Origin of the sequence: Methylocaldum marinum, from assembly GCF_003584645.1 — a bacterium.
Taxonomy (GTDB): Bacteria; Pseudomonadota; Gammaproteobacteria; order Methylococcales; family Methylococcaceae; genus Methylocaldum; species Methylocaldum marinum.
In genome coordinates this window covers 778,834-792,130 of record NZ_AP017928.1, presented here as the reverse complement: position 1 = coordinate 792,130, position 13,297 = coordinate 778,834, and the positions used below count along the sequence as shown (strand labels likewise).

13 protein-coding genes are annotated in these 13,297 nt (G+C 58.8%); 8 read left to right on the top strand and 5 right to left on the bottom strand.

Features of this window, described 5'->3' with window-relative positions; genetic code table 11:
* Positions 1 to 398 precede the first annotated feature (398 nt).
* From sS8_RS03465 to sS8_RS27525, 8 genes are all read left to right on the top strand, one after another.
* Positions 399 to 530, top strand: a complete 132-nt coding sequence (locus tag sS8_RS03465; RefSeq protein WP_179952398.1) for a DUF3096 domain-containing protein — start codon at positions 399 to 401, stop codon at positions 528 to 530.
* Positions 531 to 617: 87 nt separating this feature from the next.
* The gene (locus tag sS8_RS03460) at positions 618 to 1,070 is read left to right on the top strand and encodes a CreA family protein (RefSeq protein WP_232020501.1); all 453 of its coding nucleotides are present in this window, start codon (positions 618 to 620) and stop codon (positions 1,068 to 1,070) included.
* Positions 1,071 to 1,219: 149 nt separating this feature from the next.
* Positions 1,220 to 2,413 (top strand): M20 metallopeptidase family protein, encoded by a 1,194-nt coding sequence (locus tag sS8_RS03455; protein ID WP_119628432.1) that lies wholly within the window; start codon positions 1,220 to 1,222, stop codon positions 2,411 to 2,413.
* Complete coding sequence (locus tag sS8_RS03450) at positions 2,406 to 3,542, top strand: carboxylate-amine ligase (RefSeq protein WP_119628431.1); 1,137 nt, start codon at positions 2,406 to 2,408, stop codon at positions 3,540 to 3,542. The genes sS8_RS03455 and sS8_RS03450 overlap by 8 nt, the downstream gene beginning before the upstream one ends.
* 316 nt (positions 3,543 to 3,858) lie before the next feature.
* The gene (exbB, locus tag sS8_RS03445; protein ID WP_119628430.1) at positions 3,859 to 4,296 is read left to right on the top strand and encodes a TonB-system energizer ExbB; all 438 of its coding nucleotides are present in this window, start codon (positions 3,859 to 3,861) and stop codon (positions 4,294 to 4,296) included.
* Entirely contained in the window at positions 4,286 to 4,675 is a 390-nt protein-coding gene (locus tag sS8_RS03440; RefSeq protein ID WP_119628429.1) for an ExbD/TolR family protein, read from the top strand. The genes exbB and sS8_RS03440 overlap by 11 nt, the downstream gene beginning before the upstream one ends.
* Positions 4,672 to 5,391 (top strand): energy transducer TonB, encoded by a 720-nt coding sequence (locus sS8_RS03435; RefSeq protein ID WP_119628428.1) that lies wholly within the window; start codon positions 4,672 to 4,674, stop codon positions 5,389 to 5,391. The genes sS8_RS03440 and sS8_RS03435 overlap by 4 nt, the downstream gene beginning before the upstream one ends.
* 868 nt (positions 5,392 to 6,259) lie before the next feature.
* Positions 6,260 to 6,607, top strand: a complete 348-nt coding sequence (locus sS8_RS27525; protein ID WP_145986397.1) for a hypothetical protein — start codon at positions 6,260 to 6,262, stop codon at positions 6,605 to 6,607.
* Positions 6,608 to 6,870: 263 nt separating this feature from the next.
* Here the strand turns inward: sS8_RS27525 and sS8_RS03425 are convergent, their stop codons facing one another.
* The 5 genes from sS8_RS03425 to sS8_RS29790 all read right to left on the bottom strand — a co-directional run bounded on the left by sS8_RS03425 (position 6,871) and on the right by sS8_RS29790 (position 13,029).
* Entirely contained in the window at positions 6,871 to 7,863 is a 993-nt protein-coding gene (locus sS8_RS03425; RefSeq protein ID WP_119628426.1) for a terpene synthase family protein, read from the bottom strand.
* A 37-nt stretch (positions 7,864 to 7,900) separates the two neighbouring features.
* On the bottom strand, positions 7,901 to 10,729 hold the full coding sequence (locus sS8_RS03420; protein WP_170160931.1) for a bifunctional diguanylate cyclase/phosphodiesterase: 2,829 nt from the start codon (positions 10,727 to 10,729) through the stop codon (positions 7,901 to 7,903).
* 20 nt (positions 10,730 to 10,749) lie between these two features.
* Positions 10,750 to 11,997 carry a TonB-dependent receptor gene (locus tag sS8_RS03415; RefSeq protein ID WP_145986396.1) on the bottom strand — a complete coding sequence of 416 codons (1,248 nt, stop codon included), beginning with the start codon at positions 11,995 to 11,997 and terminating at the stop codon, positions 10,750 to 10,752.
* Complete coding sequence (locus sS8_RS03410; protein ID WP_179952397.1) at positions 11,984 to 12,313, bottom strand: type 2 periplasmic-binding domain-containing protein; 330 nt, start codon at positions 12,311 to 12,313, stop codon at positions 11,984 to 11,986. The genes sS8_RS03415 and sS8_RS03410 overlap by 14 nt, the downstream gene beginning before the upstream one ends.
* 464 nt (positions 12,314 to 12,777) lie before the next feature.
* Entirely contained in the window at positions 12,778 to 13,029 is a 252-nt protein-coding gene (locus sS8_RS29790; RefSeq protein ID WP_408631162.1) for a hypothetical protein, read from the bottom strand.
* Positions 13,030 to 13,297: the final 268 nt, after the last annotated feature.

Here is a 13,297-nt window from a genome sequence, read left to right as displayed (position 1 = left end):
AATCGCCCCACCTCAACCCCTCTTCAAACGCAAACGGGACACCGGGCAGCGCCCGGCGCCGCCTTCCCAAAGGCCGAGCGGCTAAACGCCCCCTCGCTTTTGGAAAGCGTTGGGTGAGGGTCTTCGAGAAGAGCTGGGGCCTACGGCGTTTCAGGCAGTTTCCAACTGCCGGTTCCAGGTTTGAGCCTATCCCGGTCGGCCGTTCACCCTGAGCCGAGAAGAAGGCTTCGATGCGTTGTTCGAAGTCTGGCGCAAAAGCGGCGAATTTCAGGTGAAAACGGTCCCCGCTCAAGAGCGAACGGACATGAAAGACCTACCCGCCGCCGGCCCCTGCGTTGTCCGACCAGGGATGAGCGGCTAAACTCACTCACGATTTCAGGGAATACGAGAGGATACTTATGTACGTACCTTTACAACCGGTCCTCGCATTGGTGACCGGAATTTTAATCCTGCTCGTGCCGAGGCTGTTGAATTACCTCGTCGCGATCTATTTGATTGTCATCGGCGTGCTGGGACTGATGCACAAGTGATCCAGATTTTTTACACGGCCTTGACCGCGCACGTTCTAAGATTCGGTATAGTGCCCGTCTCATTCCGACCATGACGAGGAACTTGCCTTGAAAAGAACTCTCCCGTTCGTCCTGCTTTTCTCCGGCATGACGCAGGCCGAGGAAGTCGATTGCGTCACTACTGCCTGGAAATTGATCGGCGCCAACCACAAGGTCTGCGTCGAAGCCTTCTCCGATCCCAAGATACCCGGAGTAACCTGCCATATCAGCCAGGCTCGGACCGGCGGCATTTCAGGCGCGGTGGGATTGGCCGAAGATCCGTCCAAATTCAGCCTGGCATGCCGCCAGACCGGACCGATAAGCTTACCGCCCGGACTCAAGAGCGGCGCCAAAGTCTTTTCCGAGGACACGTCGGTGTTTTTCAAAACGACCGATGTGATCCGCATGATCGACACCCGTCACAACACGCTGGTGTATCTCGCGATCAGCCGGAAAATCATCGAGGGAGCGGCGGCCAGCAGCTTGTCCACCGTGCCTGTGATGCCTTGGGGCGGGAAATAGGGCGGCTCATCCGCAAAATGTGCGAAGCCTTGTCTCCTGGCAACCGGAACTAAGACCTCCCGCGACTATCTAGTAATGTAGGAAAAGCCGAAGGATACCGAGGCCTTTTTCCGGGCAATTGAACTCACCAACCTCTTTTCCACGTTTCGATGACAGTGCCTAAGGAAAGAAAAACCATCTCCCGACGCACCACCGTCGAGCGGATTTATCCCCGCATGGTGGAACTGCGCCGCTTGCTGCACCGCTATCCCGAACTGGCTTTCGAGGAAGTACGGACGGCCCGCATGATCATGCAGGAGCTCGACCGGCTGGGCATTCCCTACGAATACGGCGGTGTCGGCGGCGGTATCGTGGCCCGCATCAGCGGCGAACCCGACGGGGCGACCGTGGCCTTACGGGCCGAGATGGACGGTTTGCCGGGCTTCGAGAGTACCGGCCTGCCTTTCGCATCGCTAAATCCCGGCAAAATGCATGCCTGCGGCCATGACGGACACATGGCCATGGTGCTGGGAGCAGCAGCCTTGCTCAAGGACAACCCGCCTCAGGGAAACGTCCTCCTGGTTTTCCAGCCGGCCGAAGAACGCGGCGGAGGTTCGCGGGTGATTCTTCGATCGGGCGCGCTTTCCGACGCCCGCGCGATCTTCGGCGGACATGTCACCGGACATTACCGGGTCGGGGAGATCATGGTCGCCGCGGGTACGATTACCGCGCAGTCGGACGGTTTCCTGATACAAATCCAGGGCCGCGGCGGACACGGAGCGAGACCGCATGAAGCGGTGGATGCGGTGGTTGTCGCCGGCCTCCTGATCGTGGCGATTCAGACCCTCGTGTCCCGGGAGGTAAACCCGGTATACCCGTCGGTGATCACCATCGGCCAGGTGAGCGCAGGCAGCGCGCCCAACGTTATCGCCGAAACCGCGACCCTTCGGGGCACCATGCGGACCACCCTGCCGGCGGTGCGCGAGCATCTGTTCGAACGCATGGAAAGGATGGCCAAGGGCATCGGCGATCTCCACAACGCCCAGATCGAGGTCATCATCAACGAGGGCTATCCGCCGGTGGTGAACACCCTCCCGGAATCGGACATCGCACGCGGAGCCGCCGCGAAAATCGTCGGCCAGGAAGGCCTCGTTGCCATGGAATATCCCAGCATGGGATCCGAGGACTTTGCTTATTACTTGCGGGAAATCCCGGGTTGTTATGTGAGGATAGGTGCACGCCGGGAAGGGTGGGAACACATCCCGCTGCACAGTCCGGCCTTCGATTTCGATGAGGAAGCTTTGAAAATCGGAGCGGCATTCTTCGAGCGGGTGGCCCGCGATGCCATCGAGGCCTATGCCTGATGACGCGCTGGAATTTGCGGGTTCAAAATATCCCACCGTGGGGATCGAAATCGAATTCCAGTTGCTCGATCCGGTCAGCTTCGATCTGGTGGACGGCATACTTCCCCTGTTGCGGAACTATCCGGCGGAGCCCCGCGTCAAGCCCGAATTCACCCAGTGCACGGTGGAAATCAATTCCAGCGTATGCACCGACATCGACGAACTTCGATCGGACATTACCGGCCTGACCAAGGAGCTGAAGCGGCGCTGCGTAGGATTGGGTTTCGCGCTTTGCGGTGCCGGCACTCATCCCTTTTCGCTGCGTCCGGCAGCGATAACGCCATTGCCGCATTATGTCCAGATGGAACAGCGGATGGTTTACCTGGCCCATACGCTGAAAACCTATGCACTCCACGTCCATGTCGGTATGCCGTCGGGAGACGCTGCAATCGCCGTCATGAGCATGCTCAAGCCGTATCTTCCCATCCTCCTCGCGCTCTCGGCCAGTTCTCCGTTCTGGCAGGGCCAGGATACCGGGTTTGCCTCGTTCCGCCAGCGGGTCCTGGCCACGATGCGGGACTACGGCCTGCCCCCGAGCTTCGCCTCCTGGCGCCAATTCACCCAATGTTTCGAGAATCTTCGGGCGGCGGGCGCGGCCCACGTGGTGCGAGATATTCACTGGGACATCCGGCCGAGCCCCCATTACGGAACCCTCGAAGTGCGGGTGATGGACGTACAGCCGACCCTGGCTGACACCTTCATACTGGCCGCCCTGGTGCAAACTCTGGAGGTCTATCTGCTGCGCTGCTGGCAACAGAAAGCGCCGGTCCGTCCCGCCATGTTGCAACAATGGTGGGCTCAAAAAGAAAACTGCTTCCGCGCCTCGCAGCGCGGAACCGACGCGGAGATCATCGTCGACGAGACCGGACGCGTGCTTCCCATCAAAGCGCTTACTCGTGAGTTAATGGCAAACCTGGCGGAAACAGCCTGCGAATTGAAAACCAAGAAGTGGCTGGATCAACTCGAAGCAGGGCTCGACACCGGGCGCAGCTATTTCCGCCAGCGGGCGGTCTTTTCCGAAACGCGATCTCTGCGAAACGTGGTAGCGAGCATGGTTGACGAGCTGGAAGCCGAACTGATCGGGCGATGAACCCGGAGATTGTGTGGGAAATGACTGCACGGCTTTCGCCGGCGATGGATGGCCGGCCACCGCCTCGATACCGAGTCATTTCTATAAAAAATCCGTAATCGAGCCGTTCAAGAACTTCGGAGCTCTGAACGAGTGCGCGAGTAAAGGCTTGCATAACTGTGCTATATGCCGCATAACCCTGAGGTATTTCCCATATGTACAGCCGGGCCAAGACCTTGTCCGGCCCGTTCGAATCGCGTGTCCGGCCCTCAGGTCACCCTGGCATCGTTCATGCTCGATCCATGGATATCCAGAGGTCTTTAGGGAAACAATAATAATGAGTTTCGATACAACGTCACTCGCTCAATGGGTCGACTACGGAGTGATCGGCTTGTTGCTGCTGGCCAGTTTGTGGGCGGTCGCCATCGCCTTCGAACGCTGGCTCTTCTACCGCCGCGTCGAGCTCGACCGGTACCCCACCAGCCAAGCCCTGGAAACCGAACTGACCCGCCATCTCACGGTGATCGGCACGGTGGCGGCCAATGCCCCCTATATCGGGCTCCTGGGCACGGTCTTGGGGATCATGTTCACCTTCCACAAGATGGGCATGGACAAGAGCATGGACGTGCACACCATCATGATCGGCCTCAGCATGGCCCTGAAGGCGACCGCCATGGGGCTGGTGGTGGCGATTCCCTGCGTGGTGCTGAACAACGTGCTCAGACGCCGCATCAAGGAACTGGTCACGGACTACGAGGTGCGCCTTGGACCGTGATATCGACCAGATCAACGTGATTCCCCTGGTCGACGTGATGCTGGTGCTGCTGGTGATCATCCTGACCACGGCGACCTTCATCGTTACCGGCCAGATCCCGGTAAACCTGGCCGAGGCCAAGGAAGCAAACCAGCCGCAGCACGAAGACCCGGTCTTCATGACTCTGACCGCCGACGGGCGCCTGTTCCTGGGCGAGATGCCGGTTGCGCTGGAAACCCTGGGAGACGCCTTGAGCGCGTATCCGAAGGAGCGCCTGATCGTCTTGCGCGCCGACCGTGCCCTGGTGCTGGAGACCTTCGTCAAGGTGGTGGACGGGATCAAGAGCCACGGCTTCCCCCGGGTCAGCCTGGAAGTCGAGCGGGGCGAACCGGCCTCATGACACCACTGGCGCGCCGCCTGAATGGCTTCGGGCTGTCGCTGCTGACGCATGCTTCGCTGGCGGGCGCGGCCTTGTGGCTATGGTACCGGCAACCGCCAACCCCCGAAGCCGAGCCGATCCGCTGGGAGATCAGCCTGTACAGTCCGGCCCCGCCGGCCCCGGCCGAAGTGGCGCCGCGCCCCGAGCCCACCCCTGCCCCGAAGCCGCCGAAACCTAAGCTCCAGGCGAAACCGAAGCCCAGGCCGAAACCCAAGGCGAAGCTGATCGAACCCGCGCCACCCAAGCCGGTTACACGCTACCTGGCCGCGGAAACAGCGCCGGAAGTCCCGCCGCCAGCCCCAGCCCCGGCTCCGGCCACTCTTGCCGCCAACGGCCCGCTGGCCGGGCTGGCCAACGCCGCCCAGCCCGACCTCAAACCCGATTTCGACTGGCTGCGCCGCTATCTGGCAGACCGTATCCGGGAAAACAGGCGCTACCCGGGCGAAGCGCGGCGGCGGGGCTGGGAGGGGCAAGTCCTGATCCGGGCGGTGATCGGCGGCAAGGGCGATCTGCTCGAAGCCGAGATCGTGCGGAGCTCCGGCCATGCGGTGCTCGACGACGAAGCCCTCGCTACCCTGCGCCGGGTGATGCCGGTGCCGGTGTCGGACACCCACGGCTGGAGCCAGGTCGCGGTGACGATTCCGTTTGATTATCGGCTGAAGCGCCGAGACAGGTGAAAAGCCGGGCCGGACTCAGTCGTTTCCCGCACCGGCCGGAGGATGAACCGGCCGACTGCCTGCGAACCGCGGCCTCCGGATTGGCATTGTCCTTGCTTTATCTCATTAGCGCCGGCGGGCGTCCGGGTACGGAGCCCCCTCTTCCTCCGTGCTCACCGTCCGCCCGCGCCTGCTATTCGCCTCACTGGATTGCCGGCGCCGCTGCTCGGCGGCGCCGTCTTTTTCAAGGACGAGATGCTTGACGCATTCCGGATGGGCTCTTCGCTCCGATCGGCGGCCCTCCCGAAGTCTCGAACTCGCACGCCCCGTTTCCCGACGCACAAAAGATTTCGCCGTGCCGTTCGGTATTGCGAATGGCGCCGATCCTGCACCAAGCGCCTGGCTGCCGGGCGCGGCTGACATGAGGCGTATGTCTCGGACCCAAACTCGCACGGGCTCTCGATGCATTGCATGGCTGCGGCGTTAGCGGACAAGGGCAAGCAGAATCCGGAAATCCGAGCAGGTCAGAACCCACATCAACTGTGTGGTTTGCCACAACTCTCACCGGCGGCTCCGCTCGCTGATTCAGCGAAGTCGGCTTTCCATCAGCACATCCACAAGCTTGGCATATAGCTTGCTGTTATAACGAAAGCATCCATTCGTCATGAGTTATGAGATCGATCGATCGTTACGCCGCACCAATTCCATTAACGCCGGCAGACATCGGACGGGAAAGGTGTTTCTCGCGACTCGTCCGGTTTTCGCCGGGGTCGTGCGCACCGCCGGTTCCGCTGCCGCTCTGCGAAAACGTTCGTTCCGCGCCGCTTTAGGCGCGCGTTATTCGTCTTGTCCATGGAGGCCGTGGTTTTACGTTCGAGAGGAGGAACAGATGACACCCAGACTTAGGCGCCAGGAAGGCGATCCTGCTAAACAGACGGAGACGCCGGAATTTCCGTCAGCCCGTTATTTCCAAATTCATTTCGAACAGCTTTATCAACTGATACAGGACCTAAGAGAACGGCTCGATGCCGCGACGCTGGAACTCGCGGCTTTACGGTCGCAGACTACGGCCGGGGTCGAGCGAGCACAAGTCGCACGGGAAGAGCCCGTATCGTCCGCTCGCCGGAGCATTTCGGCACTGAACGACACACCTGCAAAAAACCAGGCGAAAGCCGAAATCGACCATTGCCCAGCCAAACGGGGTCTGACGAATCGGGGTAAGTCGGCCCTAGGCTAACCCCGGTCCATGCGTTTCGTAGGGACCGGAATCGGAGAAGACGCAGCTGGCAGTTCCTCGATCCACCGCCGGCTCACGCCCCCCGGCGAGCCGCGTTTCGAAGCTCGACGCTCACGGGGCGAGCGTTTGCAGCCGACTACAGCCGCACTGGCGAAAAAATCTGTGTGGAATGCCTTATAACTTATAAAGGCGCGCCCGCCGACAGCGACATCAGGTATGCGGCTCATCGGATCGTCGATGAGCCTGCTCCGGATCCGAAAAAATCACAGGGTACACCGACGCATCTGCTCGACCTCAGAGGGTTCGCCGACTATCGCCATGCTGTATCTCCCCGAGGTATAAGACCAATCGAGATTTCCGCGCATCCAGGAACACAAGACCGAAACAAAGCGCTGAACGTCAGAATCGATCTCGGCACCGAACGTCGGCAAGCGCTCCTGTAGGGCGATGAAATTTCGCACTTCCTTATTCGTCAGATCGGCCGCCTGGCGAATAGCCTCCTCAAGGGAGAGGTTGCGATGGTGCAGGAATGTCACTACCAGGTTATGGACGTCGTTGTGCCGGACCTCCTTCGCGAACGAGATGATGTCGTTGGACCAGCAGACCACATTGTTCGCCATTCGGATCAAACTCTGCAGGATTTCGTGTTTGCGCACGTGAAGCGGCAGGCATATGTCTTCCACGACATCGACCAACTCGATATCGGTATAAAGTCCGCCGGTATACGGACGCATCGTCATGTAGGTCGACGGATCCGGCGTAACGCCGGTTGCGCGGTTTCGAGCTTCCCAAACCGAAGATTCGAAATATTCGACGACACTGAGATTGAACCGACACATCCAATCGTCGCTCGCTATTCGCCGCAGCCGAATGCAAAGGTCATGCAATGCACGGGTTAGCGGGCGATCCGATTCGTCCGGTTCGAGCCCGGCCAGCATTTCAGTCAGCCGCTCATGGAAATGGTTGAGTTTGTCAGGACTCCGCCCGAAACCGGACTCGTCGCATTGGTCGTCGCGTATGAACAGCCAGGTGTTCCAATCCGAGACGATATTAAGTCCGTCCAGCGGCGCATCGGGATACGCACGGGCGGCCAACCAGCTGAACTTCGAAGCCTCCAGCCGCTGCCATTCATGCTCGTCCGAAATCAGATTAAAACGCCTGACCCACGCTAGAGTATGGTTGTTTGCATCCCCGGCGTGAGGATTCAGGCGTGAGGGAAACGGACAGTAGAACTCGGGGGGCGTGATCGTATTCATATGGATAAGTAGGTAAAAATGGTAGGCGAATGTCCCTTTACGATCCGATCATGGGCAGATCGATCACGGATATGTTTATGGGCTTGAGGTGCCGATCCGGACGTCCGATAAAAAATCCCTGCACCAGATCGACTCCCAAATCCTTCAGCCGAATCAACGTCTTTTCATTTTCAACTCCTTCCGCGACGATTTTTTGTCGATATCCATGAGCAAGTGTCGTCAAAGCGCTGACGAATACTTTGTCGTCGTCGTCATAGGCCAAACGGCTGATAAACGAACGGTCGATCTTCACATGCTTGATCGGCAAGTGTCGAAGGTAATGAAACGAGGCGAACCCCGCTCCGAAGTCATCCATTGCAAATCCGAAACCAATCTCGGTCAACTCGTCCATAATCCGTCTTGCTGCCTCCAAATCGGCGATCGCGGCCGTTTCCGTTATTTCAAGCAATAAACGTTCCGGAGCCAATCGACCGTCGCGAACAGCCTGTTTGAGCGGCTCGGCCCAGCCCGGATCGGTCAGCGCGGCGGCGGAAAGATTGATCGATAGCCGCGCCGACCTATATCTGCCGAGAACATCGATCGCCTCTCGCGTGACGTACGAATCGATAGCACTCATCAAATCGGAGCGCAAAACAACATCCATATACTCGCCCGGAAGTACGATCCGTCCGTCATCCAGGCTCAGTCGAAGCAGCGCCTCGTGGTAGGCGACCCGGCCGCTAGCCACGTCGACGACCGGCTGATAATGAAAAAATAGACGATTTTGATCCAAGGATTGGGCAATGACGTTGCGCCAATACGCTCGGTGAGTGATTTCGGCCCGCTCTCCCCCGGTATGTGAAAACAGATGCCATCGTCCGCGCCCGGCTTTTTTTGCCTGATACATGGCCGCATCCGCGTTGGCCATGAGTTCCTCCACGTTTCTTCCGTGCTCGGGTATCAGGGCGATACCGATGCTGGCGGAAATGCGATAGCTTCGCTCACCGAAGCGAAAGGGCTTTTCGGTTAGGCGCTGGTTGAGATCCTGAGCAAAGAACTCCGCTCCCACGCGGTCGGTTCCGGTCATCAATACGGCGAATTCGTCCCCGCCCAGGCGAGCCAGAACGTCCGACTTGCGTGCCCGCGTCTGCAGCTCATTGGCCAGCAGGCACAGCAGAGCGTCTCCGGCGGCATGCCCGCTGCTGTCGTTGACGTCCTTGAAATGATCCAGGTCGAAAAGAAGCAGCGCCGCCGGAATTCCGTTCCTTTCCGCCTCGGCAAAACTTCTCTCCAGTTCGTCCTTGAACCACAGGCGATTGTGCAGCCCGGTCAAGGAGTCATGGTTTGCCAGCCAGCGTATGCGGGATTCGGCCTCCATCCGTTCGGTGGCATCCAGTCCGATAGAGAGTACGGCGGTACCGTTCTCATGTTCCAGACCCAAGCGCGTATGCACCCAGACGATATGCCGCTTGCTGCCGTCGCTGCAGGTCAGGACCGACTCGTGCTCCAGGCGGTTCAACAAATTCGAGAACAGTTTTTCGAGATTCCGGGCGATGTCGCTGGTTTCGCTGTCGATTTCGATCAATTCGATAAATCTGGCATTTTTCAGCGTTTCCCCGGGCCGCCCCAAAATCTGGGAGGTCAGTTCGTTCACGGTACGAATCCGGCCGTCGCGCGTCTGCGTCAGGATCAATACCTGAGCATTGTCCAGAAGACCCTGGATAAAGTCTCTCTCCGCCGCCAGAGTGGTTTGATGTTCTTCGATCTGATGAGCCAAACGGATGGACGTGGCGTAGAGTATGTCGATCTCGTCCTTCCATTCGGCAAGGCGGTTGAGCGTTTTCAGCCGCTCGTTGACCTTGTCATAGTTTCCATGCGCGAGCAGCGGTAAGGTAGTGGCCAGATGCTGAATGCGCCTGAGCGGCGCGTGCAGCAATACCAGCAGTAGCACTTCGGCAATCCCGAGGGACAGGGTGACCACAACCAAGGTATCCCGATTGGCCTGGGCAAGCGCAGCGGCAGAAGCGCTCGTGTCGACGATGAAAAGGAGATAGCCCGTCTCGCCGCCCTTTAGAATCTCGTTCAGAGGCGAGGCATAAACGGCGAACTTTTTTCCTTTCCAATCCAGCCATTGATCGGTTGCGATCGCGTCAGGTCCCGGATAACGCTCGCCGAGATGCCGCAAAAATGATTCCATTTGTTGCGGATTGGATAATGCCGCAACACGCAGTCCCCAGCCTTCCAGTACCTTTTCGCCGGTTCCCGGAGAGGCCACGAGAATCGCAACCGAAGTACCGGCCCCCGCCGAGAAGTCCAGCACGAGGTCGGTAATCATCTGGGTAAGCGACAGGACACCCACATTTCGCCCCCCGGAAAGCAGCGGGATGAACGCGTGCAGACTGCACCCCGGCTGGCAGGTCAAGATCGCCAGAGGCTGCTCCGCTTCGAGAACCTGGCTTAAAACTTCGCGCAACTGATCTTCCGGAACCGGGTTCGCCATTGAAGAAGACCAGCTGAGCACCGGCTGTCCCCTGCCATCGAACAGTTCGATCCGTTCGACGTCCAGTTCGTAGCGCACGCTGGAAAAAAAACCCTGCAAGCGGACGGCGGCTTGATTCTCGTTCGGGGCCGTAATGATCCGATCCAGCCTGCCGAGTGAAGAAAACACGACGCCCAGCCGCTGCAAGCGGTCGGCCGACCGCTCTATCAGTTCCTTGAATTCAGTGCGAAGAGCGGCATTGCGCACGGCCTGCTGGGCCTTGAACTGAGTGCTTAAATTCCAGTGATTCAGCGCGCCGAATGTAATGCCTAGCGTCAGCAGGAGCAGGCTTAGCAGGACAAACCCTTTTCGGCGCAGCGTCCAAAAACGGTTTGTGTCATTCCTCATTTATCCTTGTCCAAAAACTCTCAGAAACGGAACGATACCATCAGAGAAAAAAGATCCCAGTGCGGATCGCCTCCACCCTTTAGCAAGTCGGAATTGTCATGTGGAGACAGCCACGCCGTACCGTCGACGTTATGGTATTCCGCGGCGACCATCCAGTTCGAAACGAATTCCCAGCGAAGTCCGACGGCAAGATCCCGGGCATAAAAGCGGTGGCGCGGCTGGTTATTTCGACGGGCTAGTGAACGTCCGCTACGGTCGTCGCGGTCCGCATGGAAAACGTCATAGCGAAGTACGGCCGACCAGTCTTCGCTCAATCGATACTCTCCCTGCACATAAAATCCCTCCGAGGTCGTTTCTACAGGCACGTCCCCAAAACCGCTGCGGCGAGTATTGACCCAGCCATATTCAGCGGTCAGGGACCAGCGTTCCGCATTATATTGCAGCGAGAATAAAGGGTATAACGCCTGAATTTTGCCGGATTCGAGCCCGGGAGCACCGGAATTGAAATCGCGGTCCAGGTCGACCACGCTGAACATGGCTCGCGCCCGCCCGCCCATCCACTCGTAAACGGCACGTCCCAGAAACAAGGGGCGCCCTTCCATCCTCCCCGAGGCGTCGAGCCTACCGGTGAGAAAACCGGTGGCATCGCCCGTATCGTCTTGGGGTTCCGCCACCATGAATTCCAGGTTGAAGCGGTGATCACCCCAGTTATAGCGGCTGTACAGCAGCCCGCCGTCGGCTGAGATCATGGCCTGGCGCAGGCCGAGCGTATCGTAATATACCGACTGCGGCAGAATCACCGAAGGCCGGGTCCAGACCACGTCTCGAGTGTCGTTATAAAGTCCGAACGGAATCTTGACTCGCCCTGCCCGCAATCCGAGCGTTAAAGCCGAGTCCAAAAAGGTGCCGTTGTAATCGACCTGTGCGAAGTCCAGCCGGAAGTCTTCGCGATCCGAGCCCCCGGCATTGCGAAACAGCCCTTGGGCCGAAAACAGCAGGTTCGGCAGCAGCCGCACCGAGCCGTTGACGCCGATTTCGGTAAAATCGAGACTGCCGCCGCGGCTAGCGCCGAACACTTGGTTGCTCGTGGTATAAGTGAATCCCTGACTTGCGAAACCGTGCAACTGCCAGTCTATGGTGCTTGAATCCAGCGCCTCCGCCCCGCCCGACAAGGACAGGAGAGCCGCGGCAAGCGGGCACGCTACCGTTCGAGTATCTACGATCCGCCTGATCAGACCCATCCTTAGACGTCCCCTATTTCTCAACATACCCAATACCTCCGGGCGTCACCCGAACACGCTCGCGCATTTCTCCGATCGTCTCGACCACATGCGGTATCAAACCAGTCCCCGAAAAAACCAACCGGTCCCATGCCGCCCGGAGCTGGAAGGGATAAACACCCAGAATTTCCTTGGAAAAACGAACATGGAGAGGATGCTTGTCCGGCAATACGAAAACGCGGATAGGCGTGCCATCCGGCCAACTGGTCAGGCGCATGAAGAAGATTTCGCGCAGGGTGTCGGCGGACAGAGAATCGGCCCGTCCGTCTGCCGAAAAAACTCTGGGGCCGGGCTCGCCTGCCATCACGGATTCTCCGGCAAGGGCGAGCGCCACGGCGAACGATAGGAGAAAGCTAATCCACCAGCTCCCGAGTGATCGGTGCAAACGAGCGGCGGATTTAGACGTCATCCTCAAGCATCACCCACATGTTTTTATTCTGAAGAGGAGACCGACTTTGCTTCGGTCGGTCTAAACTTTAGCAGACGCCTTTGATTCTGCCGTTTGGTGCCCGCACGCAAAAGACCAATAACCCGTCGCGCAACGTCTCATCGGTTGCCAGGTGACTCCGGAAATCGAGACCAGCCGATTGTGCGTATGCCGGCGACTTAGCCGGACAAGAGATCCGGATTGGCTTGGAAGGCATTCCGGCGCGCTCCAGGCAGGGGCGATTTCCGGCCACGCCACAATTCGGCCCACACCCGGTCGCGCCCCATCACTCCGCTTCCGCCGGAAATCACGATCAGTCGCTGCGTCTTCCCGGCTTCCTGTCATTCCGACTCGCGTCTATCACGAACTTCCTCCCCCGGGGCGCTACCCTGTCGTCTCAGAAACTTCGCAACGAGTTCAGGCCCGGCAGTCAATCGTGATCGAGCTGGACGGAAGGCGCGGCATCTTAATCGGCTTCCGAACCATTTGCGAGCAGAGAGGACTTCATCCGTACACAAACGCTCGAAAGTGGCTTTTTTATCGGGATCCATGAGTAGTGTCAAACGCGCGGCTCTCCTTTGCGGAATCTTCATAGGCTCACGAGATCTCGTCTGTTTTAGCATTTACAAAACATTTAGCACTGATAGCATGTGAGTCTCGAACGCTCCTCGTGCGGCAGCGTTCGAAAGTCTAGACGGTTTTGCGGCCTTTCGGTGGTGCTATTGCCCCCGCACCCCCACCCGGCGCGGTTCATTTCAACCCATGGTGGCGGCTGAATAAGCGGAGGAGCTTGATTGACGGATGAATGACTGTTGGCAACGGAATTGCTTGTAGCTTCCCCCATGCAATTTGCAAAGACCC

Excerpts from the sequence above, each read along its gene's own strand:
- sS8_RS03425 (WP_119628426.1), bottom strand. The coding sequence starts at position 7,863 with ATGAATACGATCACGCCCCCCGAGTTCTACTGTCCGTTTCCCTCACGC.
- sS8_RS03450 (WP_119628431.1), top strand. The coding sequence starts at position 2,406 with ATGCCTGATGACGCGCTGGAATTTGCGGGTTCAAAATATCCCACCGTG.
- sS8_RS03415 (WP_145986396.1), bottom strand. The coding sequence starts at position 11,997 with ATGTTGAGAAATAGGGGACGTCTAAGGATGGGTCTGATCAGGCGGATC.
- sS8_RS27525 (WP_145986397.1), top strand. The coding sequence starts at position 6,260 with ATGACACCCAGACTTAGGCGCCAGGAAGGCGATCCTGCTAAACAGACG.
- exbB (WP_119628430.1), top strand. The coding sequence starts at position 3,859 with ATGAGTTTCGATACAACGTCACTCGCTCAATGGGTCGACTACGGAGTG.
- sS8_RS03455 (WP_119628432.1), top strand. The coding sequence starts at position 1,220 with ATGACAGTGCCTAAGGAAAGAAAAACCATCTCCCGACGCACCACCGTC.
- sS8_RS29790 (WP_408631162.1), bottom strand. The coding sequence starts at position 13,029 with ATGAAGATTCCGCAAAGGAGAGCCGCGCGTTTGACACTACTCATGGAT.
- sS8_RS03435 (WP_119628428.1), top strand. The coding sequence starts at position 4,672 with ATGACACCACTGGCGCGCCGCCTGAATGGCTTCGGGCTGTCGCTGCTG.
- sS8_RS03465 (WP_179952398.1), top strand. The coding sequence starts at position 399 with ATGTACGTACCTTTACAACCGGTCCTCGCATTGGTGACCGGAATTTTA.
- sS8_RS03410 (WP_179952397.1), bottom strand. The coding sequence starts at position 12,313 with ATGGCAGGCGAGCCCGGCCCCAGAGTTTTTTCGGCAGACGGACGGGCC.
- sS8_RS03420 (WP_170160931.1), bottom strand. The coding sequence starts at position 10,729 with ATGAGGAATGACACAAACCGTTTTTGGACGCTGCGCCGAAAAGGGTTT.